The sequence below is a fragment of the Niabella digestorum genome (assembly GCF_036409055.1).
Lineage (GTDB): Bacteria > Bacteroidota > Bacteroidia > Chitinophagales > Chitinophagaceae > Niabella > Niabella composti.
In genome coordinates this window covers 15,559-39,458 of the sequence record NZ_JAZGLY010000009.1, presented here as the reverse complement: position 1 = coordinate 39,458, position 23,900 = coordinate 15,559, and the positions used below count along the sequence as shown (strand labels likewise).

General features: G+C 40.7%; 22 protein-coding genes and 1 tRNA gene. 9 read left to right on the top strand and 14 right to left on the bottom strand.

Going from position 1 to position 23,900, the window contains the following annotated elements:
* Window positions 1–71: 71 nt before the first annotated feature.
* The 4 genes from V2H41_RS13040 (at window position 72) to V2H41_RS13025 (ending at window position 3,020) form a co-directional block, all read left to right on the top strand.
* Window positions 72–659: a Crp/Fnr family transcriptional regulator gene (locus V2H41_RS13040; RefSeq protein ID WP_330975605.1), complete on the top strand. Its 588-nt coding sequence runs from the start codon at window positions 72–74 to the stop codon at window positions 657–659.
* 98 nt (window positions 660–757) lie between these two features.
* Window positions 758–1,675, top strand: a complete 918-nt coding sequence (locus tag V2H41_RS13035; protein ID WP_330975604.1) for a DMT family transporter — start codon at window positions 758–760, stop codon at window positions 1,673–1,675.
* The gene (locus tag V2H41_RS13030) at window positions 1,672–2,388 is read left to right on the top strand and encodes a GNAT family N-acetyltransferase (RefSeq protein WP_330975603.1); all 717 of its coding nucleotides are present in this window, start codon (window positions 1,672–1,674) and stop codon (window positions 2,386–2,388) included. The genes V2H41_RS13035 and V2H41_RS13030 overlap by 4 nt, the downstream gene beginning before the upstream one ends.
* A 2-nt stretch (window positions 2,389–2,390) precedes the next feature.
* The gene (locus V2H41_RS13025; RefSeq protein WP_330975602.1) at window positions 2,391–3,020 is read left to right on the top strand and encodes an NAD(P)H-dependent oxidoreductase; all 630 of its coding nucleotides are present in this window, start codon (window positions 2,391–2,393) and stop codon (window positions 3,018–3,020) included.
* A gap of 117 nt (window positions 3,021–3,137) precedes the next feature.
* On the opposite strand, the gene V2H41_RS13020 is transcribed toward V2H41_RS13025, so the two are convergent.
* From V2H41_RS13020 to V2H41_RS13005, 4 genes are all read right to left on the bottom strand, one after another.
* A tRNA-Arg gene (locus V2H41_RS13020) sits at window positions 3,138–3,212 on the bottom strand.
* A gap of 53 nt (window positions 3,213–3,265) precedes the next feature.
* Complete coding sequence (locus V2H41_RS13015) at window positions 3,266–4,294, bottom strand: LacI family DNA-binding transcriptional regulator (protein WP_330975601.1); 1,029 nt, start codon at window positions 4,292–4,294, stop codon at window positions 3,266–3,268.
* Between the two features lie 159 nt (window positions 4,295–4,453).
* Window positions 4,454–5,995, bottom strand: coding sequence for an alkaline phosphatase family protein (locus V2H41_RS13010; protein ID WP_330975600.1), 1,542 nt, complete (start codon window positions 5,993–5,995; stop codon window positions 4,454–4,456).
* A gap of 190 nt (window positions 5,996–6,185) precedes the next feature.
* Entirely contained in the window at window positions 6,186–6,830 is a 645-nt protein-coding gene (locus V2H41_RS13005; RefSeq protein WP_330975599.1) for a ThuA domain-containing protein, read from the bottom strand.
* Between the two features lie 256 nt (window positions 6,831–7,086).
* Here V2H41_RS13005 and V2H41_RS13000 point away from each other — a divergent pair, with 256 nt between their 5' ends.
* Window positions 7,087–7,713 carry a DUF4332 domain-containing protein gene (locus V2H41_RS13000; protein WP_330975598.1) on the top strand — a complete coding sequence of 209 codons (627 nt, stop codon included), beginning with the start codon at window positions 7,087–7,089 and terminating at the stop codon, window positions 7,711–7,713.
* Between the two features lie 55 nt (window positions 7,714–7,768).
* Here the strand turns inward: V2H41_RS13000 and V2H41_RS12995 are convergent, their stop codons facing one another.
* On the bottom strand, window positions 7,769–8,788 hold the full coding sequence (locus V2H41_RS12995) for a COX15/CtaA family protein (RefSeq protein WP_330975597.1): 1,020 nt from the start codon (window positions 8,786–8,788) through the stop codon (window positions 7,769–7,771).
* Window positions 8,789–8,863: 75 nt separating this feature from the next.
* Here V2H41_RS12995 and V2H41_RS12990 point away from each other — a divergent pair, with 75 nt between their 5' ends.
* Window positions 8,864–9,565, top strand: a complete 702-nt coding sequence (locus tag V2H41_RS12990) for a tetratricopeptide repeat protein (protein WP_330975596.1) — start codon at window positions 8,864–8,866, stop codon at window positions 9,563–9,565.
* A gap of 26 nt (window positions 9,566–9,591) precedes the next feature.
* On the opposite strand, the gene V2H41_RS12985 is transcribed toward V2H41_RS12990, so the two are convergent.
* Complete coding sequence (locus V2H41_RS12985; protein WP_330975595.1) at window positions 9,592–11,001, bottom strand: Ig-like domain-containing domain; 1,410 nt, start codon at window positions 10,999–11,001, stop codon at window positions 9,592–9,594.
* Between the two features lie 88 nt (window positions 11,002–11,089).
* On the opposite strand from V2H41_RS12985, the gene recR reads away from it, so the two are divergent.
* Both recR and V2H41_RS12975 read left to right on the top strand, forming a co-directional pair.
* Window positions 11,090–11,707, top strand: a complete 618-nt coding sequence (gene recR, locus V2H41_RS12980) for a recombination mediator RecR (RefSeq protein WP_330975594.1) — start codon at window positions 11,090–11,092, stop codon at window positions 11,705–11,707.
* A gap of 93 nt (window positions 11,708–11,800) precedes the next feature.
* Window positions 11,801–12,757: a lipid A-modifier LpxR family protein gene (locus tag V2H41_RS12975; protein ID WP_330975593.1), complete on the top strand. Its 957-nt coding sequence runs from the start codon at window positions 11,801–11,803 to the stop codon at window positions 12,755–12,757.
* Window positions 12,758–12,803: 46 nt separating this feature from the next.
* On the opposite strand, the gene V2H41_RS12970 is transcribed toward V2H41_RS12975, so the two are convergent.
* From V2H41_RS12970 to V2H41_RS12940, 7 genes are all read right to left on the bottom strand, one after another.
* Window positions 12,804–14,189 carry a peptidylprolyl isomerase gene (locus tag V2H41_RS12970; RefSeq protein WP_330975592.1) on the bottom strand — a complete coding sequence of 462 codons (1,386 nt, stop codon included), beginning with the start codon at window positions 14,187–14,189 and terminating at the stop codon, window positions 12,804–12,806.
* A gap of 108 nt (window positions 14,190–14,297) precedes the next feature.
* Complete coding sequence (infB, locus tag V2H41_RS12965; RefSeq protein WP_330975591.1) at window positions 14,298–17,168, bottom strand: translation initiation factor IF-2; 2,871 nt, start codon at window positions 17,166–17,168, stop codon at window positions 14,298–14,300.
* A 59-nt stretch (window positions 17,169–17,227) separates the two neighbouring features.
* The gene (gene nusA, locus V2H41_RS12960; protein ID WP_330975590.1) at window positions 17,228–18,475 is read right to left on the bottom strand and encodes a transcription termination factor NusA; all 1,248 of its coding nucleotides are present in this window, start codon (window positions 18,473–18,475) and stop codon (window positions 17,228–17,230) included.
* 48 nt (window positions 18,476–18,523) lie between these two features.
* The gene (gene rimP / locus V2H41_RS12955) at window positions 18,524–19,051 is read right to left on the bottom strand and encodes a ribosome assembly cofactor RimP (RefSeq protein WP_330975589.1); all 528 of its coding nucleotides are present in this window, start codon (window positions 19,049–19,051) and stop codon (window positions 18,524–18,526) included.
* Between the two features lie 359 nt (window positions 19,052–19,410).
* On the bottom strand, window positions 19,411–19,836 hold the full coding sequence (locus V2H41_RS12950; RefSeq protein WP_330975588.1) for a YybH family protein: 426 nt from the start codon (window positions 19,834–19,836) through the stop codon (window positions 19,411–19,413).
* 12 nt (window positions 19,837–19,848) lie between these two features.
* Entirely contained in the window at window positions 19,849–20,250 is a 402-nt protein-coding gene (locus V2H41_RS12945) for a MerC domain-containing protein (RefSeq protein ID WP_330975587.1), read from the bottom strand.
* A 145-nt stretch (window positions 20,251–20,395) separates the two neighbouring features.
* Window positions 20,396–21,916, bottom strand: coding sequence for a lipopolysaccharide biosynthesis protein (locus V2H41_RS12940; protein WP_330975586.1), 1,521 nt, complete (start codon window positions 21,914–21,916; stop codon window positions 20,396–20,398).
* A 98-nt stretch (window positions 21,917–22,014) separates the two neighbouring features.
* Here V2H41_RS12940 and V2H41_RS12935 point away from each other — a divergent pair, with 98 nt between their 5' ends.
* A complete protein-coding gene (locus tag V2H41_RS12935) occupies window positions 22,015–22,620 on the top strand; it encodes a hypothetical protein (RefSeq protein WP_330975585.1) in 606 nt (201 codons plus the stop codon).
* A 38-nt stretch (window positions 22,621–22,658) separates the two neighbouring features.
* On the opposite strand, the gene V2H41_RS12930 is transcribed toward V2H41_RS12935, so the two are convergent.
* Window positions 22,659–23,822: an ABC transporter substrate-binding protein gene (locus tag V2H41_RS12930; RefSeq protein ID WP_330975584.1), complete on the bottom strand. Its 1,164-nt coding sequence runs from the start codon at window positions 23,820–23,822 to the stop codon at window positions 22,659–22,661.
* Window positions 23,823–23,900 lie beyond the last annotated feature (78 nt).

The following is a 23,900-nucleotide window of genomic DNA, read 5'->3' as shown; positions in this document are numbered from 1 at the left end:
CAATATAATTTTTCTACTGTTTTGAAGATAAAAGGAGTTCGAGTGCTCATACATAAAAACGTTAGAAGGTAATGATCGACTTCATCATATCCAAATTCACGGAAAAAATAAATGCATTCTATCCCATTTCCAAAGAATCGCTTCAAACGTTACTGGATATAAGTAAAGTGTTTCAGCTAAAAAAACAGGAAACGCTAATACAGCAAGGATTTGTAGCACGCTATTTTTCTTTTTTATACTCAGGTTACATGGTCGCCTATATTACCGACGATAAAGGAAAAACCTACAATAAAAACATTTTTGTAGAAGGTGACTGGGTTGGCTCCATGGTGTCAGCTATTACACGCAAACCCTCTGAGTTTACACTGAAATGTATAACTGATTGTGTCTTGCTGAGCTTACCATACAATAAATTTAGAGAATTGGTTTTTGAAAAAGATGACCTGAAGCGGTTTTATATTCATTACTTGGAAAAAAACTGGGTGATAGATAAGGAAAAAAGAGAGGTTTCGATAGTTATGGAAGATGCGGCAACCAGATATAAACGCCTGTTGTCAGCGCATCCTCAGATAGAACAATATGTTCCTCTGCAGGATATTGCCTCACATTTGGGCATTACACCTACGCAGCTCAGTCGCATCAGAAGTGCCAAACGGTGATTCTTGATATTTTTATTCTTCAACATCCACCCGATTACGTACATCTCTCAACATATGTAAAAGGTTGCGCTTTTTGTGCTCCATAGCTTTGCATCGCTATGTTAGATAGATCAAAGCTAGGGGCCATCGGAGCTCTATTGCTGAGCACCCTTATCATGGGAGGTTCCTTTGTGATACTAAAAATCGGATTACAGTACGCCTCAGCGTATTCGCTGCTAGTAGATAGGGTAGTCGTTGCTTTTTTAGCGATTGGACTATTAAAAATAACTAAGGTTGTTATAATAGAAAAGATAAGCTCAAGGCTAAAAACAATATTGTTTTTGCTTTCCTTGTTATATCCAACAATATTCTTTCTATTTCAAAATTTAGGCATGAAGTATATTACAGCTTCGGAAACTGCCATAATGTATGCACTTATTCCGATACTAACGCCTATTGCATCCACCTTTATTTTGAAAGAAAAAACTACTGCACTTCAATATTTCGGTATTACCATTTGCTTGTCTGGAATGATGTATATCATAGCCCAATCGTTTGAAGGAGCATCCCAAAACCTTCTGGGCTATATTTTAATCCTAAGCTCGATAGCAGCCATAGTACTATATTATACCTTCCTAAAGAAAACAACCAGTAAACTTTCCACCTTAAGTATCACGTACTATTTGATGCGCTATGCTGCAGCATCTATAGTCACAATCTATGTGTTATCAGCATTTGCTTTTCCAAACTTTAATCCCGACGTAGATCGTTTTGAGCAATATCCCTATATCCTCACCTTGCTATACTTAGGCGTTTTGTCTACGTTGGGGACCTCTTTTCTTACTAATGTCGGAATTAAATACTTATCGATTGTTCAAACGGCGATTCTTTATAATCTGAGTCCGCTTTTCGGAATTGTAGCTGGGGTGGCTATTATGGGAGACATTCTCAAAACCTATCATTTTATCGGAGCGGTTCTGGTATTTATCGGAATATTTATTTGTTTAAAGTTTCAAGCTAAAAAAACAATGTTATGAAACAAGCGAATATTGATAATCTGGTTTCACTTTGGCTAACTGCTGCGCAGGCATTTTCGGGCTATAACCGATCGGGAAATTTACATATCATTAGCATATCCAATTCTGAATGGCCCAACAGAATTTGGTGCAATCCGGACGATGCCATTCATGCGGAAGAGGTTCAAAAACTTATGCAAGAACATAATGGGAAGCTAACCTTTTCACATTGGATCCCCGTAGATAGAGATGAATATCTAGAGTCTGAAAAATTAGGCTTGCAATTAAAAAGTCTGCAAATTGGCATGTCTTTGTCTTTATCCGACTATCAGGAAGAACATATAGCACCTACTGTATCATTGAACCCTGTGAACACGCTTGAAGAAGCACAACGTTGGTCCGAGGTATTTAAAAACTGTTTTAATTATTTGATTCCTGAAAAAGTTATTAGCGCCATTAGAGACAAAGCAAACTTTTATTTAATTACTAAAAACGCCGACACGGTCGGTTGTGTAGCTACCTATATTAAGGATGGTCAAATTGGTATTCATTGCCTAGGAACATTAGGTACTTATCGCAAACAGGGTATTGGTGAGAACGTGATGCACCAGGTATTAGCTGATGCTAAAAATAAAAATATCACCACCGCGCATTTGCAGTCCTCAATGATGGGATTAGGTATCTACACTAAGTTAGGATTTAAACAACTGTTTAAAATGTGTAATTGTAAATAACTATGGAAGTACTAAATCTTTTAAATCGCAGGTATGCTACTAAGAAGTTCGATACAAATAGAAAAATAGCTGAAACAGAAGTAGCACTTCTTAAAGACGCAGTGAATTTATCTCCCACCTCCTATGGGTTGCAACTCTACAGATTACTTGTGATCGCAGACAAGGATACAAAAGAAAAACTAAAACCCCTTTGCTGGAATCAGCAGCAAATAGAAGAATGCTCTCATCTGTTTGTATTCTGTAGTTTCAAAACTTACGAGGAAAAGTTTGTTGACGATTATATAGAATTGATGTCAAAAACACATAGAGTTGAATTAAACACTGTGAAAGGGTATGGGGACTTTATTAAGAAAAAAATAGCTGAAAAAGACAAATACGAACTGCAGTCTTGGATGGAGAAACAAACCTACTTGGCAGCTTCCAATCTGATGCTGGCCTGTGCCGAACTCGGAATAGATAGTTGTCCAATGGAGGGGTTTGATGCTCCGGACGTTGATGCATTTCTTCAGCTTCACGAAAAAAATCTCACTGCCACGGTTATGGTTGCCACCGGTTATAGGCATCCTGCCGATGATACCCAATACGCTCCCAAAGTAAGAATCGGTGCTGAGCAGCTTTTTATAAGAGTATAAAAAGTATAGACAATCTACTGAGCTATTCTATCCCTTAAACCGATCGCCCTTTAGGCTTAAATTAAAATAAAAAACCGGAAAAGTGAAGTCTATTCCACCTTTCCGGTTTCTGATTTTTGGTAGCCCGGACAAGAATCGAACTTGTATCTAGAGTTTAGGAAACTCCTATTCTATCCATTGAACTACCGGGCCAAAGCCTCTGTATAAGAGGGGCTGCAAATATAGCGAACATTTAATTTTTGCGATTATTTCTGGCTGCTTTCGCGTATGATAACCTCGGGGGCCAGACTTACCAGTTCAAAATCAGTCACCTTACGTTTGCTTTCCACTAGGCTGAAGAGCAATGTAGCCGATATTTCACCCATCTCAAAAGCCCGCTGTCTAATTATCGATACTGAAGGAGACATCATGGAAGTATAATCAGAATTGCTGAAACCGATAATACCGATTTCATTGGGAACTTGTATGTTTTTTTCTTTCAGTATCCGCAGCGTTTCAGTAGTGATTTTATCCGACAATAATACCAGCGCATCGGGCTTTTGCTTCTCTGCTAGTAACTCGGAAAGCACCCGGCGAACTTCCTCCGGCTCCAAGCCACCATGAGCGCAATATTTCACCAAAGCCGGATTGTAAATCATGTTATGCTCTTCCAGTGCTTTTTTATACCCTTCTAAGCGTTCTTTTGTAATAAATAGGGTAGGGGAGTTCGCTATAGCCGCAATTCTTTTGTATTTATTACGGATAAGATGTCGTGTGGCCTCGTATACACCACTGAGGTTATCGGTAATCACCTTATGGGTTTTAATTTCATCCACCACCCTATCGAAAAATACAATGGGTAGTCCCTTACTGTGCAATGCTTCTAACCTGGAAAAGTCTTCCGTTTCGGAAGAAACGGAAATAATCAGTCCATCGATGGATCTCGATGTGAGATATTCCAAAATCTGTTCCTCCCTTTCGTAGGATTCCTTGGTTTGAGAAATAATTACATTATAGCCTTTTTTAGAAGCAATAGACTCAATACCGTTAATGACCTGACTAAAGAAGGTATTGGCAATTTCTGCTACCACTACACCGATCGACAATGTTCTTTTTTCCTTAAGGCTTAATGCTACCGGATTGGGCCTGTAATTGATTTGCCTGGCATAATCCCGCACCCTTTTCTTAGTGGCTTCGCTGATTTCATAGCTATCGCGCAGTGCACGCGATACGGTGGATACGGAAAGTCCTAGCGCTTTGGCAATATCCTTTATGGTTGCTGCTTCAAACTTCATATTGGCCAGGCTTTATAATACGAAGATATACAATTATACTTGCTCATTTATATAAATATGATTCTCCAAGGATGTTTTGGTTTTGCGTTTCATAACAAATACAAAGGCTGCCGTAAGAAAGTTCTTACAACAGCCTCCCGTCTCTAATTGCAATATAACTTATTTAGATGAAGAAGTTCTAATCACTTTTGCGTAATCAATATAACGATATTTTCCGAATTTCGTTTGTTTTAGTTGCAATTCGTAAGTTCCTCCGGCATAAGAAGCCTTGGTAGAAATGGTTTCTTCCTTTATTTTATTCTTAGATGGCGCTTTTCCTACCATCAAATCCGCTAACACCCTTCCGCCCATGGATGCTGGTACTGGAATGTTGTACAAAGCCAGCACTGTAGGTGTAATATCTACATTAGATGTAGGAAGATTGTATTCCTTGATTTTCTTAAAACTGGGACCAGAAACAATCAACGGAATTTTTACTTCATAAGGGCTTAATCCACCGTGCCCCCCGGCACCCTTAGCAAATCCGGCTCCCGCATATCCTGCGCTGTTTACACGATCGTCCCAATTGCGGTCTACCAGAATATCTGCGGCTCTTTCCGGATGGTTCCAGTGAATCGCGTCAAAAGAAAGCGTTCCCTCTACCCAACCTTTCATATCGCCGGGCTTGGCAGCTTTAGTGAATATGGCTCCTACCCATGGCTGTTGCTGCAGTGCTTGCACAATTTTGCGGATAGTATCCGGATTTTTGTCTTTCAGATATAAAGCCCCATCTGCTACAACAATATCGTCAGACTCTTTGCTCTTTTTAAATCCTTCTTCTATCAAAAACTCTGTAAGTGATTTCTTTCCTACATAGGTTACAAAACCATGATCTACTGAAACAATAATATTGTACCGCTCCAGCAATCCTCGGTTTTTCATTTCTGAAATAACTCTGCCAAATTGCCTGTCAACCGATTTAAGTGCTGCTTTTACTGGAGGTACCCCTACGCCGTTAGCATGGCCGGCATGATCCGGATCCGACAACCAAATAGCACTTACCTGAGGCCCATCGGGTGCCAAGCCGTATTTGAGAAGTGCGTCCACTGCCCACTGGTGACGCTCTTCATCCGGTTGTTTATTTGACGGAGCAGGCCCCAATTCTTTATGTACTTTTTCTTTCAGCGATTCGGGCAGAATCATATCCGTATTGATAATACCATTTCCTTTTACTTTATGATTCTGCAGCAAGGCCTGGCCTGTGGAACCCGAGCTGAACACCATCATGTTTTTACCATGAGATGCCAGTACCTCTGCTAGTGATACGGTAGTAAGCAAATTGCCATTAGTAGCGTCGGCCACTTTCATCAGGTCCTTTGCATTACCGGTATTAAGCGTTTTGCTGGTACTTACTTGAGGGATGAAAATCACATTCCCCATTATACCATGTGTTTTAGGGTAGCTGCCAGTGGCATAAGAGGAAGCGTTCAGGCGGGTTACAGTAGGAAATACACTATGATGGCGGGTGCCATAAGTAGCCTGTTGCTTGAACGCATATAAATTGGGCATATCATCAGCTGTAATATAATCAGGTCGCAATCCGTCAAAGAAAAACAATAAAGTGCGTACTTCAGTAGAAGCAGCTTGATTTTGTGCGTTTCCTTGCAATAAAAATAATAGGTTTAAGATAACTACCTGAACAAGTGTAATGGCTTTTAGCATAATTTTTCGTTTAATATTATGTAACTCCCGTGAAAACTATAATAGCAATAGACAGACGTTTTGGTTTATACAAAATATTTTTTATCTGCTGCTTAAGTGTTTTCAATTAGCGATATATTCCGTTGTCTACTCATTTTACTCATTAAGGAACTACTGGAAAGACTTACGAAACTTTCGAAACTTCCTAAATCTACTTTTTCTTGTTTACTCCCATTGCGTATTGTATTCCGCCTAATAGGTGTTGCAGGAATAGAGGTTCTTCGTAAGATTCATCAGTGTGTCCTAGGCCGGTATAAAATGCGCGACCTCCTTCAAATTCATGATACCAAGCTATCGGATGAAAATCGCCATTAGCACCACCTTTATAGCTTGTTTCATCTAATAGAATCAGTGGTTTAATATTTGGGTTTATGTCTTTATAGTTGTACCACTCGTCTTTTCTTTCCCAGATTTCCGGTAAATGACGTGTAGACTTATGATTTCGATCCTTCACAATTAGTTTAGCTACCTGTTGTGGAGGATGGTTTAAAAACCAGGCACCTACCAGTTTGTTATACCATGGCCATTCGTATTCGGTATCAGCGGCTGCATGTACCCCTACAAAACCTCCTCCGGACTGAATGTACTTCTTAAACGCCTCTCGTTGTTCATTATTAAACAGCGTTCCAGTAGTGCTCATAAAAATCACTGCAGCATACTGTTTCAAATTTTGTGTATTAAAGTCCTCAGCATCCTTGGTCACATCTACATCAAATCCGTTTTCTCTACCCAGTTTCTGTATAGCTGCTACCCCCTTAGGAATAGACTGATGATAAAATCCAGTCGTTTTAATCATTACCAAAACCTTGGGTTTTGAGACTTTGTGAAAAGCAAGTGCAAGCAATGCTACAATACAAACAATCGTATAAAAAAAACCTCTAGTCATAACCTTTATTTAGAGAACTCGATTTAGGCTGACTAAAATAGCCAATTCTTCATTAATTATTTTGCACAATTCATTATTTCTTATGATTGTAAATTCAGGCCGACCCGGAACTATTAAGTATCTTTGCCACACAAACACTCCTCATATTTTGTCACTAAGTATCGATATGAAAACAAAAACAGTCACTTTTACACTTCCCGCCGAGGCTTTAGGTTCTGCTACTGAAGCTATTTTACTTGGCGATTTTAATGAATGGAATTTAGAAAAAGGCATCAGCCTTACCGTACAACCGGATGGCACTTTAGCCGCTGCTGTTGCGTTAAAACCTGGCACCTATGAATACCGTTTCTTTCTGAACAATGGCACTTGGGTCAACGACTGGGCTGCTCAAGCCTATGTGTATAAGCCAGAATTCGGCATAGACAACTCTGTAATTACGGTTGAGGAAGCAACAGCAACTACTTCCAAAAAACCAGCTAAAAAAGTAGCGCGTAAATCCACTACTTCCAAAGCGGCAGCAAAAAAAGCAAAAGCAGTTGTGAAAAAAGATGATCTCACCAAAATCGAAGGCATCGGAACCAAAATAGCCAAATTGCTGGAAGCAGAGGGAATCAGTACCTATAAAGAATTAGGAAAAACTACCATTAAAAAATTAAAGTCCATTTTGGAAGCTGCCGGTACACAATATCAGATGCATGATCCTAAATCTTGGCCCAAGCAGGCAAAATTAGCAGCAGCAGGAAATTGGGAGGAACTTGCAGCACTACAGAAAACACTTATCAAAGGAAAATAAAATTCCTTTAGTTGCTTATGGCATGTATTGCAGCAGTGCTGAGAAGGTTTTTTAACTATCTTCTGATTTTGGCGCTGTAGAAGTAGGCAATCACCAGACATAGCAATAACAGCATACCTGTAAATTGGTGCACGATAGCTAACCACAGCTTGGCGGGAGTGAGGTATTTCACCAATGTGAAGATGCCCAGAGCTACTTGTATCAGTGTAATAATCAAGGGCCAATTGCGCATTTTATACAGAAAACTGCCCCGGCTTTGTCTATATAGCTGTATAGTATAAAAAATGATCAGTATTGTAATTAAATAAGCTAACCCGCGGTGAATAAACTGTATGGCAAGTAGATTATGAAAGATGCCACCTTCCTCCATGTTAGGAATGATTTTTCCATTAATGCTCGGCCAGGTAATGGCGGCCTTGGCAGCATGTGTTCCAGCCATGAAGGCTCCATATACTAGCTGAATGGTTAGTATAAACAACAATATCCATGTGAAATTGCGTACAGATGGAATAAACTCCTTTTTATACTCAGGTACAGAAATCTTGAGTGCAAACCATACTACATACACCAGCAGCAACAAAGCAGCAATGAAATGAGCCGCTAGACGAATGTGGCTTACATACACCCGATCTGTTCCTATACCACTTGCCACCATAATCCACCCTACCAGACCTTGCAATGCGCCTAACAGAAAAAGTACGACCATAGGCCACAGCATGCTCCGGTCAATTCTTTTCTTAAATATGAAGTATATAAATGGAATGATAAATACAACCCCCATAAAACGAGCCCAGTTGCGATGCAACCATTCCCAGAAATAAATAAATTTAAAATCTTCTAAGGTGAAATAATTGTGAATGTATTTATACTGAGCGATTTGCTTGTATTTCTCAAAGGCTTCATTCCAGTCACGTTCATTCATTGGCGGAAGAGCACCTAAAATAGGTTGCCACTCGGTAATAGAAAGACCGCTGCCGGTAAGTCTGGTAATACCTCCCAGCAATATCTGTATTATAATCATGCCCGCACCTATAAACAACCATATAGCTACAGGCTTGTTTTTTTTGATATCCATGGTTGCCTGCAAAATTATGGCTAAACGGCTATAAAAGCATATTTCTATCCTATGTTCTGCGTTAATTCCGGAAATATGCTGCTTAACTCAGAACCCGTATCTTTGCCACCCAAATATTTTACTGAAATGAAAGCGTACAACTTTTTGATAAGATACAGATTGACTATTGGTATCGTGTTACTGTTACTGGGCGGCGTTACAAACTATGGAGCCGGCTTCTGGCCTGCATTTCCACTCTATTTTATAGGGGCTATTCTCATTTTTGGACATTTTTTCTTTGGGCCGCTACGCCTGATACAGGAATATATGGAAAACGGTGATTTGGAAGGTGCTGAAAAGATTTTAAACTCGATTAAGTTCCCTAATCTGTTATACAAACCCATCCGCTCTGTGTATTACACGCTCAAAGGCAATATTGCTATGAGCAAACAGGATTTTGACAGTGCAGAAGCGATGATGAAAAAAGGTTTAGATCTGGGTATTCCTATGAAGGAAGCGGAAGGCGCTAGTATGCTCCAAATGGGAATGTTGGCTATGCAGAAAGGCAATCTAAAACAAGCCGAAAGCTATATTCGTCAGGCTATCAGAAAAGGATTGCCGGATAAGGAAAACGAAGCTGCAGCTTATTTACAGATGTGCAGCATTATGATGAATAAAAGAGAGTTTCGTGCTGCAAAAGATTTTTACAGAAAAGCCAAAGCCTGCAAGCCTACTACCGTTCAAATTGTAGATCAACTGAAAGAAATAGGAAAATATATCTCCAGAATCCCCGGATAAATAAAGCGAACTGGCCAAATAGTAGATTATTTGGCCAGTTTTATTTCAAACTCTGTTTCCCAATCTGCTTTTACGACCAACTTTCTATCCAGATGCGTGACCATTTCGGGTTGTCGCTTTTCAACAAAAAACTCCCCAGGGTCCCACTTTCCATTCTGATTGGTATCGTATACTATTTCCATATCGTACTCTCCGGGCACGCAATACTGCATCTGAAACACATCGCCGGTTAGCGGAAACGAATATTTAGTTTGCTCTCCCTGGTTCAACAATAACAATGGATTCTTGGATAAATCAAGATTTACAAATGTTATTCGCACCTGACCGTAATCTTTCTGCGCTTTGGTGGTGAAAGTTATCGTATCGGCTTTCAACAGTTGCCTATCCAGACTATCTGAAGCAAAATCTTTTTGCAATACCAGATTATAGGTGGTATCCTGCAGCCACTGCACGTTCATGGTTAGGAGCCTACGCGTACTGTCTAAGGTTAATTTATAATCTCGAAAAGGCTGAAAATCCGAACCTATGCTCACCGCTATTTTGCTGCTATCGAAGTTTTTCAGAGGACTTTCAAACTTCATTTCAAATGCTTTAAGGATGTCTTGTTTGGAGGCATCTAGGTTGGTTGTAAATTTCAGGCGTTTCTCTTTTTTATTTATTTCAACAGCGGCATCGGTAGCATCCTCTTTTTTCTTTTCCGGAGCATAGGCCCATAGCTGAATAGGCTCGGGAGGAGTAGCACTCACTACCACCGGAGAATCGGCAAAAGCAAAAATTTGCTCACCGTTGTACAAATAAGAGCCGCTTTCATCTTTCAGCGCATAAATACGATAAGTGCCTGGAGCCAGATAGCGGAAGAAAAATGTACCCGATGTATCCACCCTCGTTATATATCGGGGTCGTTCCTGTACCACTGCACTGTCATCCATATTACTATGCAGCATTACCACCAGTGTGCTATCGGCCTTTCCTGTACGAGCCATTTTTACATTACCGCTCAGCTGCAAAGAATCGAAATAATTACCTGTAGAAACCACGTATAGCAGATCTTTTGCGGGATTACCTTCATTCACATCTTTAATTACTCGTGCAAAATTGTACACGTATGTAGTATTGGGGGTAAGAGTGTCTTTGATTTTTACGGTTACAGTTTTGAGCTTACGGGTTACCTCAGGCATTACCTTGGGAAGGGGAGAAATTAGCAGATTTTTGTACACATCGTTCAATTCGACATATTCATCAAAAACGATCTTTATCTCTTTGGCATTAAAGTTTGTTGTTTCATGAGGCGGATCCACCGAAACGATGGTGGGCGGAATGGTGTCTCTTGGTCCTCCGGAAGGTGGCACCACATTGGCACAGCCCGACTCCACCAATAACAAAACCGCGGTGCAGCTTATAATCAATATAAAACAGAGAAAGCCCTTTATTTGCATATAGCAAACATAAAACGTTTTAAGCAAGAAGATTCTGAATTTTTCATTTTTTAATTTTCCATTAGCAAGCACGGTTTATCTTTGTGCGATGCAATTTTCATCTGCTTTACTGGAAGCTGCCGTCAATGAGTTTTCCCGACTGCCTGGTATCGGGAAAAAAACTGCATTGCGTTTGGTGTTGCACTTGCTGAAGCAAGATACGGAAGCTGTGCTGCAGTTCACCAATGCTATAGCTCATATGCGTCGGGAAATCCGCTTCTGTAAGCGTTGCTTTAACGTGGCTGATGAAGATTTATGCAGCATCTGTAGTAATACCTTCCGCCAACAACAGACTATCTGTGTAGTGGAAAATATCAGAGACGTTATTGCAATAGAAAATACACAGCAATACAACGGTGTGTATCATGTACTGGGCGGTATTATATCTCCCTTGGATGGTGTAGGACCCGATGACCTGAATATTGAAGCATTGCTGCAAAGGGTAGCAGAAGAAAAAATCGAGGAAATTATCTTTGCCCTAAATCCTAATATACAGGGAGATACCACTATTTACTACATTCAGAAAAAACTTAGCGGAAAAGATATTCGTATAACTACAATTGCCCGGGGTATTGCTTTTGGCGGTGAGTTGGAGTATGCAGACGAGCTTACACTCGGTCGCAGTCTTCAAAACAGATTGCCAGTAGAAAATTATATGAACCGCTAGAGTCGCTTCATCTCTAATGCTTTACCTTTCGGTAATTCTTGTTATAATTGTTATACAAACTTGCCATAATATAATGACTGCCCTTTTTAGAGTATGAACCTGTCCTGCCAAATCTACTGCTACACCTCTGTGATACTGTCTGCAGGCAGTTTCTTTCCCTCTAGCATACACGCACAGGAGCCCCTGTCACGACAAGTGCTTATCGTGACAGAGAATGACGGGATGATCTCGGCAGATAATGATGGGTATTACACTAATGGCGTAAATATCTCTTATCAATGGTACCTTCATCGACCCGAGAAAAGAAACGCAAACAGGGTGCAAGCCTTACGGATGGGACAAAATATCTATACCTCTCGATTTTCCGGTGAACCTCGTAAAGAAAATCTGGATCGGCCCATTACCGGCTATTTATTCGCGGACTATCATCAGAAACTGTATAACGAAAAAGAAAGGTTATTGCAGTGGGGTATCGGTGTTGGAGTTGTAGGACCTCATGCTTTTGGAAAAGAAGTGCAGTCTTTTGTACACCGCGTGGTGCAAATCTACAAACCTACTTATTGGGAGCTACAACTCCAAAATGCTTTTGGATTCACGGCCGATATTACCTGGTCTCCACAGATCGGAAAACCCAACATCCATCCCCATCTGGAGTTGAAGCCGCAGCTTTCTGCAACGGCCGGAAATTTGTTTAACCATATAGGAATAGGAGGCGCACTTATCTATGGAAAAATCCATTCTAACAGTACATCAGCTTTCTGGTATAATCACAGGGGCTTTGGCAAGCAGGATCGGGAACTATTTTTATATCTGTATCCTGTTTTATATCTGAAGGCATACGATGCCACGGTGCAGGGCGGGATGTTCAAGCGAAGCCCGGAGGCTATAGAAGGAAAACTCAATCCGCTGTTTCTAAACAGCCGATGCGGAATTATGTATGCAGGAAATAAATTTAATCTGGGTGCCTCCTTCGTATATGAAAGTAGGCAATCGCTTACACAAAAATCACCTCAAGTCTACGGAAGTATACAGGCTGCATTACTTTGGTAATTGTTGAAATAAGAACGGAGATACCCATGTTACGCAGCCTTGATTATTAAAAACCTTTTTCATCCGTAACCTGATATTTTTTCAGGTTTTCGCATTGATTCGCGGCCTCTTTATCCACCAATACATAATAAGTGGGGATTCTTTTGGCCAGCCAATCATCCACTACCTGACTTCTTTTTTGTGCCAACGCCATATCTGCTATCTTGCTATAATCATCCTGCAGATTCATGCGGTGCGCATCGGTACGAGATTTCAGGTAAATGATGCGTACACCTTTTTTACCCTGACTATTGGTAAACTCGTGTGGTTCGGAATATTCGCCTACTTTCATATTACCTACAATACGCACCATATCTCGGTCAGGTAGTTGATCTAGGGTTACAAAAGTAGAACCATCGGAATCCAACACATATGGACCATAACTTTTTACAGCCTCATCTTCACTGTATTTATAGGCTGCATCTTTGAAAGATATTTTTCCGGCGAGAATATCATTTCTTACCGAATCCAATTTAGCTTTTGCCGCATTCAGTTCAGTAGGGGTAACAGGAGGAACGCGCAATATCATTCTCACTTTGGCATTGTCACCTCTGCGGCTTTCTACCTTAATAAGAAAGAAACCGAACTTGTTGGATTTTACAGGGAGTGAAATTTCTCCAGCCTTTAGACGGAATATGGTAGAAAGGAATACGGGATCCCACTGATCCTTATCGTTTCTGTTTACTTCATACTCTCCGCCACGATCCTTACTTCCTGGATCTTCAGAGAATCTTTTAGCTGCCTCCGCAAAAGATAGCGTACCGGCTTCGATCTGCCGGCGGTAGTTCATCATTTCATTATAAATATAATCTTCTACTTCTTTTGCAGCTTTGGGATAGATATTAATTTGTCCTACCTCCATTTGCGATTCGATGAAGGGGACACTATCTGGAGGTACCCTGTCGAAGAAGGCTTTTACCTCAGTAGGTGTAATGTGTACGTTTTCTACAATCTTGCGATGCATAGCCTGTGCCAGCATCTGCTCTTTAATTTTCGGACGCATTTCGTCCTTAAACTGATAAATACTTTTACCGGCGATTTCTTCCACTGCCTCGATACTACCAAACTGCATTACCCAGCTTCTGATACGCATATCCATATTGGCCTCTACTTCATCATCACTCACTGGCAGCGAGTCTCGCTCGGCTTGCAGTGCTAGTATTTTGGAGATCAGTTTTTCTTCCAATATTTGACAGGCGGCATCAGGTGGCGGTTCCTGACCGGCTCTCAGATAAAAGTCGATGATATCGTTCTGAACATCAGACTGCAATACTATGCGATCCCCTACAGCCCCTACGATTTTATCAATCACCACCTTCTGGGAAGCACCTTGCGCCATTGCAGCAAAACTTATAGCAAAAGCCAGTACGCCAGTAAATAAATACTTGATCATATATTCAAAATTAATCAGGGCAACTGCAATAAAGAAGCCGTTGATGCCATTTAACAAAAGTTTGATAATAGCAGGCAGCAACTTTTTCAATTACTGCCTACTATAGTTTTATAGCGTTCTTTTCACTTCTTCCAGTTCGTAAGCTTCGATAACGTCGCCCACCTTTATATCATTATAGTTCTTGATGGTAAGACCACACTCCATACCCATCAACACTTCCTTAGCATCATCTTTAAAGCGTTTCAGTGAAGCCAGTTCTGCCACCGCATTTTCACCTACCGGGTAAATCACAATACCGTCGCGAATTAACCGCACTTTGTTATCGCGTTTCAGCTTACCGTCCAGCACATAACATCCGGCCACAGTAGCTTTGTCGAACTTGAATACTTCGCGAACCTCTACATTAGCCGTAACCCTTTCTTTTACGGTAGGCTCCAGCATACCTTCCATTGCACTCTTCACTTCCTCGATGGCGTTATAGATCACGGAGTATGTCTTGATTTCGATACCCGCATTTTCAGCCTGTCGGGCTGCCTGTGCAGAAGGTCTTACATTAAAGCCGATTACAATAGCATCTGAAGCCTCGGCCAGTACGATATCACTTTCGTTTATCTGACCCACCCCTTTGTGAATCACATTCACTACAATTTCTTCGGTAGAAAGCTTTTGCAGTGAGTCGCTCAGCGCTTCTACAGAACCGTCCACATCACCTTTAATGATTACGTTCAGTTCCTTAAAGTTGCCTAATGCCAGACGACGGCCAATTTCATCCAAGGTAATGTGTTTGCGGGTTCGCATTCCCTGTTCACGCAGAATCTGCGCTCTTCTATTGGCCACACTTTTTGCTTCGGATTCATCCTCATAAACCTTGAATTTTTCACCCGCTTGTGGAGCACCGTTCAATCCTAATACTACTGCGGGAGATGAGGGTCCGGCGCTGGCCAGTTTTTTATTTCTTTCATTAAACATGGCTTTTACGCGACCGTAGTACTGTCCACTCACAATAATATCCCCTTGTCTCAGCGTTCCGTTCTCTACCAGTACAGTGGCCACGTAACCACGACCTTTATCCAGTGTAGCTTCGATGATGGTTCCGGTAGCATCTCTGTCAGGATTGGCTTTCAGCTCCAACATTTCGGCTTCCAGCAAGATTTTTTCCAGTAGTTTATCTACGTTCAATCCTTTCTTGGCCGATAGTTCCTGACTCTGATACTTACCACCCCACTCTTCCACCAGAATATTCATCTGCGCCAGTTGTTCATAAATTTTGGTAGGGTTGGCCCCATCTTTATCGATTTTGTTGATAGCAAATATCATGGGTACACCTGCTGCCTGAGCGTGACTGATAGCCTCTCGGGTTTGAGGCATCACCGAATCGTCTGCAGCAATTACGATTACCGCAATATCGGTAACCTTAGCACCACGAGCACGCATCGCGGTAAACGCTTCGTGACCAGGAGTATCTAGGAAGGTAATCTCTCTACCAGGGCTTACTTCTACACGATACGCCCCGATGTGCTGCGTAATTCCCCCCGCTTCACCGGCTACCACGTTAGCATTGCGGATATAGTCGAGCAAAGATGTTTTACCGTGGTCTACGTGTCCCATGATGGTTACAATAGGACTACGAGGTTTAAGATTATCGCTGTCATCTTCTTCCGCCTCACTTTCTTCAATCTCCATTTGTTTTTCTACATCGATGAACTCTACATCATAACCAAACTCAGCCGCTACTAGTTCTATCACTTCTGCATCCAGTCTTTGGTTGATGGACACCATGATACCCAAGCTCATACATTTGCTGATTACATCAGCAAAGCTTACATCCATCAGGCTGGCCAGCTCGCTTACACTAATAAACTCGGTAACTTGCAGCAGGTTATTCTTTTCATCTTGGTGCATGGCATATTCGGCCTCATTCCTACGCTCTCGGCGCGCTTTAGCCCTTAATGCCTTCTGCTTATTACCAGCTCCACTTAGCTTGGCCTGTGTTTCACGAATCTTTTCCTGTATTTCTTTTTCGTCGATTTGTCTTTCTTCTTTGTGATGATGAGAAGACCTTCTGTCTTTGAAATGCTCCTTACGATGGTGATCGCCTCGGGACCCACCATGGAAGCCCTTCTTAGCAGCAGTATCCGTTTTTACCTCTTTTTTCTCTATTGGAATACGCTTGCGTTTGCGTTTTTCCTCTCTCTTAGGTCTTGTATCATTATCTACCGGCAGTTCAATTTTACCCAAAATCTTCGGTCCCTCTATTTTCTCTGCTTTAATTTTAGTGATTTCGGGTTCCGGAGGTGTTGTGGGTTTTTCCTCTTCTGCCTGCTGTGTTGGAGCCAACGGCGGTGGTGCAGGAGTAGCTGGTTGAGGTTCAACCTTTTCTTTGGGCGCTTTAGCTTCCGGCTTTTCTTCCTGCTGTTTGGATTTTGCAGCTTTCTTAGGGCGCGTAGACCTTTCTATAGCAGAAAGATCAATCTTGTCCAGAATTTTTGGCCCTTCAATGCCCGGTACACCTAGCTTAATTACTTTCTTTTCTTCTTTTTCCTCCGGAGCAGGGGCAGGGGCAGGAGCTTCCTCCTCTTTTGTTTCCTGTTGTGGGGGCTCGGGTTGTACTTCCACAACCGGTGGTGGTGGCGGAGGTGTTACAGCCGGTGGTTCAGGAGCTTTTTCAGGCTCTTTTTTTACCGTAGGAGTAGCAGCTTTTGCTTCTTCTTTACGCTTTCTTGCTTCGCTGCCAATACCCTTGGGAAGGTCTACCTGACTACTCTTGATTTTGGCTGCTTTATCACTGTGGAAAGCTTCCTGTAAAGATTCGTACATCTCCTGAGTGAGCCTAGTTGAAGGTTTCAGCTCATCACGGGAAAAGCCTTTGCTTACAAGATACTCAATAAGTGTATCCTGCCCAATATTGAACTCTTTGGCTGCTTGTAATAATCTTGGAAGTTTAATCTCTGACATATAAATTCTCTCTGGTTTGCCCATTAGGGCGCTTTTAATTTACCATTCTGCACCTATGTATAACGACCGCCTTTGGCAAAAGGCTACTCTTTATCCAGCTCTTCTTGTAAAATTCTTCTAATTTCTGCTACGGTTTCTTTTTCCAGATCCGCTCTTTTTTCTAATTCATCGGGAGTCATTCTCATCACACTGCGTGCGGTGTCACAACCGATTCTCTTTAGTGCATCAATTACCCAGCCATCTATTTCATCACTGAATTCTTCCAGATCCACATCAAACTCTTCTTCTTCATCCTCGCTTTCTCTGTACACATCCAGTTCGTATCCGGTAAGTTCAGACGCTAGCTTAATGTTAGCGCCGCGTTTACCGATGGCCAGCGAAACCTGATCGGGTTTCAAATAGATGCTTGCGCGCTTTTTCTCGGTATCGATATTCATGCCGCTAATCTTAGCAGGCGTTAGCGCTCTTTGTATCAATAACTGGATATTATTTGTCCAGTTAATAACATCGATATTTTCATTTTTCAATTCGCGAACGATGCCATGTATGCGGCTACCTTTCATCCCCACACAGGCACCTACGGGATCGATTCTATCGTCGTAGGATTCTACAGCCACCTTCGCTCTTTCACCTGGTTCGCGTACAATCTTCTTTATGGTGATCAGTCCGTCGAAGATCTCTGGTACTTCTATTTCGAGCAGTTTTGCTAGGAATTGGGGTGAAGTTCGGGACAAAATAATTACGGGGTTGTTATTTTTCAAATCCACCCGCACTACTACTGCACGAATGGTTTCACCCTTTTTGAAATAGTCTTGAGGTATCTGCTCACTTTTGGGAAGAATTAATTCATTGCCTTCTTCGTCAAGTAGTAAAATTTCTTTTTTCCATACTTGGTATACTTCGGCGCTGACGATTTCACCAATTCTGTCTTCGTATTTTTTGGCCAGTACGCTCTTTTTCAGGTCGCTGATACGGCCGGCAAGAGTTTGTTTAGCAGCCAGAATTGCTCTGCGTCCAAAATCTACCAAATCTATTTCTTCGTAAAGATCTTCTCCTATCTCATAATCTGGTTCCAGCTTAATGGCTTCGGAATAGGCAACTTGCTTGAGCGGGTCTACCACTTGTCCATCTTCCACAATAGTACGATGGCGTACTATTTCCAGGTCGCCTTTTTCGGCGTTTACAATAACGTCGAAGTTTTCATCACTACCGTATTTCTTACGGAGCAATGTCTTAAAAACATCTTCCACTACTTTCATCATAGTGGGTCTGTCAATGTTTTCAGCGTCTTTAAATTCCTGGAACGCCTCTATAAGATTAATACTTGCCATAGCAATTCATAATTTAAGCTTTGGGACTTCCTTTCTAAGGGAAGCCGGTTAAAATTTAATTTGAACTTGAGTTGATTTTATTTCCTGAAAAGAAATATGATGGATTATCTTTTCTGCTTTTTTCCCTTTTCCTTTTGTTTCCGATACGGTTATTTGATTGTCGTCAACGGCTTCTAATACGCCTTCTACCTTGGTGCCATCATTCTTTACTACCTCTACATATCTACCTACATTCTTTAGGTATTGTCGATGCAATTTCAGCGGTTCTCCTATTCCGGGGGATGATACCTCCAGTGAAAAATCGCCATCGGGAAAAAGCTGTTCTTCTTCTAATTCCTTATACAAAGCTCTGTTATATTTTACCAAGTCATCAATACCCACACCTTTATCACCATCAATAAATACTTTTACATTATTGGTGGGCTTGATTTTTATTTCTACCAAAAAATGGTCGGGATAGTCTTGTAAGAGCTCCTGTATTTTTTGTTCAATCTTAGTTATTACAATTTCCATGCAACAATACTGAAAAATAAAGAAGGGAACGCCACCGTTCCCTTTTCCCAAAATCTCGGGCAAAGTTATGGATTTTCCTCCGAAAAAAGCTGATTTAAGGATAATTTTATAAGTTCTGGCTATTTCCTAAAACATTTCTACCTTTCACCCGTTTACCATATAACAGAAAAAAATTCGGAAAAATATTACGCATGGGTGTTTTAGGTTATCTTTTACTGGGAATTTTTTTGTACTTCTTTTACAATCTGTTCGTAAAAGTTATTTGGCCGATATATAAAACCACCAAACAAATTAGAAGACAATTTAAAAATATGTCTTCCCAAAACCAGGAACATTTCACCCCTCCTCCACAAAATAAAAATAATCGCACAACATCCTCACAGGTTGGAGAATACATTGATTTTGAAGAAATTAAAGATTAATTAGCTGGAGTGATCCTGTACTATTAGCCATTTGCCGTTAATTTTTCGGAGCAACAATGTGTAGTGCCCTTCAACATTACCTGATACTCTCGTCAGTTGCCATTTGCCCACTACATTGTACATTTTAGAGGAAAGTTGCTGTACTTTAATAATGGTAAACTGCAGGGTGCCCATGGCCGCTCTGTCGGGATAAGATTTTTTATAACGCTCCAGTGTGCGATGCCAACCGTAAGTAACGCCACTCTTACCTACGTAGAGTAGCGAATCGCTTTGCCAATAGGTTTGCATAAATCCTTCAATATCACCCTTATTCCAGCATTCGGTTTGCTTGGACAACAACTGCCTGATAGCATTTTCATTTCGCTGGGCTAAAAGGGTAAAACTACCTCCTAAGAGAATTATTAAAAAAATGATTTTCAACCTCATGAGAGATAATGTTTAATAGTGATCGTGGTTGCAATCATCGGCATGTGCATGATTATGCCTTCGACAGAGCTTATAGTTGAACCAATGCGCCGCAACCAGCCCAATTACAGCTGGAATTAGTAATATAATATGATACTCTATAAAGATTTGCTTGAGAATCAGACAAATCATTCCCACACAAAAAAGTACCAGTGGTAGCCTATTGTGATGATGCCACTTGTATCCATGCCACAGCGCATAACACCCTATTCCAAAGGCCAGCACAATCATACCAATTTCAAAAACAACATTATCGACTATATTGATGCCGAACAAAGGCAGTGTTACCAAAAACAACGGAAGAATGGCACAATGTATGGCACAAAGAATAGAAGTCGTAATTCCCAGCGCATCCCAATTTATCTTCGGCTTCATAGTGTACAAAAGTACTAAAAAAGCAACAATGTTGCAAATTTTTAGAATCCTTTAGTTTACTAAACGATATAAGAGATACCCAGAAATAATGCTCATAATAAACAGCTAAAAACCTTATTTGTTTATGGCTAGATATAATAGCAAATTACTCAGCCTGAGTGCGTCTACTCAAAAATTTGCCAACAACCGGAAGCTGCGCAAATTCTTTGCGCTCTACATTTAGTATAAAAAAGAAATATAGTAGCAGTAATATGGTAGCGATCGTGTAATTCACCCATGCTAAGCTTATGCTTGCTGTGGCATAATGATGTAATATTTGAAACAATACGGCAATCAGTATATATGCACACAATTTTTTAGTGGCATACGGGATGCGATAATGTTTTTGCCCCCATACATACGAAATTACCATCATCGTACCATAACAGGCAAAAGTAGCCCAGGCGCAGGCGATATATCCATACCTTGGTATAAAGAGGTAATTAATAAGTATGGTAATTGCCGCTCCTATCAATGTAATGTAAGCCCCCGCCAATGTTTTGTTGCCTAGTTTGTACCAGATGCTGAGATTGTAATAAATACCCAGGAACATATTAGCTAGCAACAGAATGGGCACTACTTTCAATCCAGCCCACATAGCGGGGTTTTGAATAAAATGTTTCCAGATATCAAGATACAGCATCACAAACAAAAACATCAGACATACCGTAATCACAAAAAATTTCATCACACGAGCATAGATACGAGGTGCATTTTCACTGGTAGACTGTTTAAAGAAGAAAGGTTCGGCCCCCATCCTGAAAGCCTGAATACCCAATGTAATAAGAATGGCCAGTTTGTAACATGCAGAATAAATACCCACCTGTTCTGCGGCATCGCCCGAAGCCCCATCGGGTTTCCACCATCTCAAAAGCATAATGCGGTCGGCCGTTTCATTGACCATACCCCCCAATCCCACAATAATGAGTGGCAGACTATAAACCATCATCTCACGCCACAGGCGTCTGTCAAACTTAAATTGAATACTCCAAAACTCCTTCGACAATAATAGAAAGACTACGATATTCTGAATGAGATTGGCCACTAAGATATAACCCACAGCCCAGTCTTTCTGATATAGATGGCTGAAAACATTCTGGCTATTCTGCTTAGCCCAATCGGGAAAATAACTTAAAAAGAAAAAAGTAGCCCCGATATTCACAAATATACCAACCAGTTTTACCACAGCGAATTTGATAGGACGCCCATCCAGACGCAGTTTGGCAAAAGGAATGGTTGTAAGCGCATCTAATGCTATAATACCTGCAGTAAGCACTAAATATTCAGAGCGATCAGCAAATTCCAACAATCGAGAAAGCGGCTTATTAAAAGCAATCAGTAGTAGGGTTAATGTAAGTGTAGAATAAATTAAGGACAAACTGGAAGTACTATATACCTTATCCTTATCATCGGTTTGCGAGAATCGGAAAAAACCGGTTTCCATCCCATAAGTAAAAATCACATTCATAAAAGGGATGAAAGCATACAGCACACTCATCTGCCCATACTCACCGGTAGTGAACTTGTAAGTAAGATAAGGTGTGAGTAGGTAATTAATAAACCTAGCGGCAATAGAACTTACGCCATACCAGATTGTTTGTCCTGCTAGTTTCTTAATTCCGCTCAAGAGTAAAAAATTATTCGTGCAAATTTAAACTACTTAAAATAAAACATAGAGTTAATATACCTTTGCAAAAGTTATATCTTTAACCGTCAAGCATTATTATGATTAAACAACTGGCGCTTATCACAACATGTGTAATGGTTTCGGCCTATGCCTATGCTCAGGCTTATGAAGGAAAAGTAAAATACGGAAAAGAAGAGGAACCAGCCATTGTGATGACCTACGATTACCCGCAAAAAATTGTAGAAAGCGCTCTTATTGCCAAACTAACCGATAAGCAACTCAACGGAACATTGAATAAATTAGGTTTTTACGAATACCCAGATGTTGTATTACCCGACATCAGTAAAAGCAAGCTGGATTATTACTTTAAGTTGGAAGAAACTGGTAACAGCAATGCTAAAAAAACCACACTCTACATGATAATGCATGGCAGTGGCGACATAGAAGGTATAGGACAGCTGGCCACCCGTGCTAAAACTTTTCTGGAAAACATGTCTGCCGATGTAAAACGCAGTAATACCATTGCAGCAATCAAAAAACAAGAGTTGTTATTGGTGGAGGAAGAAGAAAAGCTGTTTGAATTGCGCAAGCAACAACAGGAGTTAGAAGAAAAACTTGCTGCACATAAAGCAAAAGTAGAGGCGCAGCAAAAAATCGTTAATTCACAAAAAATGCTTGTTGAAGATCTTAAAAAACAGCAATAACCTATTTCAAAACTTGCGGTAATTATACCCTCAATGAATTAATTAACTGCTATAAGATTTCCGTCTTTATATTTCAGAAAGTATAGTTTTTTATTCTCGTAGTTGCGAATCTTGCCGTTCAAATACACAGGTTGTATATCGAAATCGAAGAACACTGATTCGATTTTAGCGGCCAAGTTATTATTGATATCTTTTCCGTATTGGTTCAACAACTTTCCGAAACGATAAGTAAGTCCATATGCTCTAAAGACTAAATCACTGGGACGTGCATACATTTTTTTATTGTAATAATCCACGATGGCTTTAGCAGCCGGATTATTACCCGCGTGATAAAAAGGGGTGCTGTAAATTATTTCCACTCCCTTATAATCGCTACTTGACAATTTAAGATTTTCCCAGGTAGGCATGCCAATAACGGTTAAGGAAGCATAATTATTACTGTTGGTAGCAAATTGTTTCAACACATTGTGTCCAAATTCGGTATCAAGCGAACCTACTACATACACTCCTGCCTGTGTGGGTTGTGTGGTCGTACCCAAAGCCTTTAAAGCAATTTCGTCATTCACCGGCCTGAACTTCAGCTTAACAGCCTCATTGTAATATTTATTCAGCTTTTCGAATGCATCTTTTATATATTTTTCAGACTGCATATTGCGGGTAATAAACGTTATTTCCTTTCCCACATAATTACTTTTAAGATAATTATACAACCCTTCAATCTGTGTTTGTAAGGTAGGATTCAGCACTACAAAATAGGGGTTATCAGAAGTATTGGCATCGTTGGGTACAGTAGCATTCAATACAGTTATCTTCTTATCAGCACCTAATCTTGCCAGCTTAGACAGTTCTGCTATTGTACAATTGGCGAGGATAAGCTCCACACCGTCAGCTGCACATTTACTGAATTGCTGCTCTATGGTTTCTCTTGAAGATTTGGTGTCGTACACGTATACATCGAGCGGAATATTTTGTTTATTCAACGAGTCGATTGCCAGCAAAACCCCGTGATAAAACTCCAACCCTTTAATGGATTGTGTAGGAAAGTTCTTTCCGGAATATTTATAGTTTCCAGCTGCGTCAAAAGCCTCATCTAGATAGAGGGGTGTAAAAATGGCCATTTTATGCCGGGTGGTTGACGGAGCTTGGGCAATGGCAAACAAACCAGCCAATAAGGCAATTGCAACACTGAATAGTCTCTTCATTTATATTGTTTTAAGTCAAAATCATCATTTACATATGATGAATGGACTATGAACAAATATTATTCCGAACTGACTGAA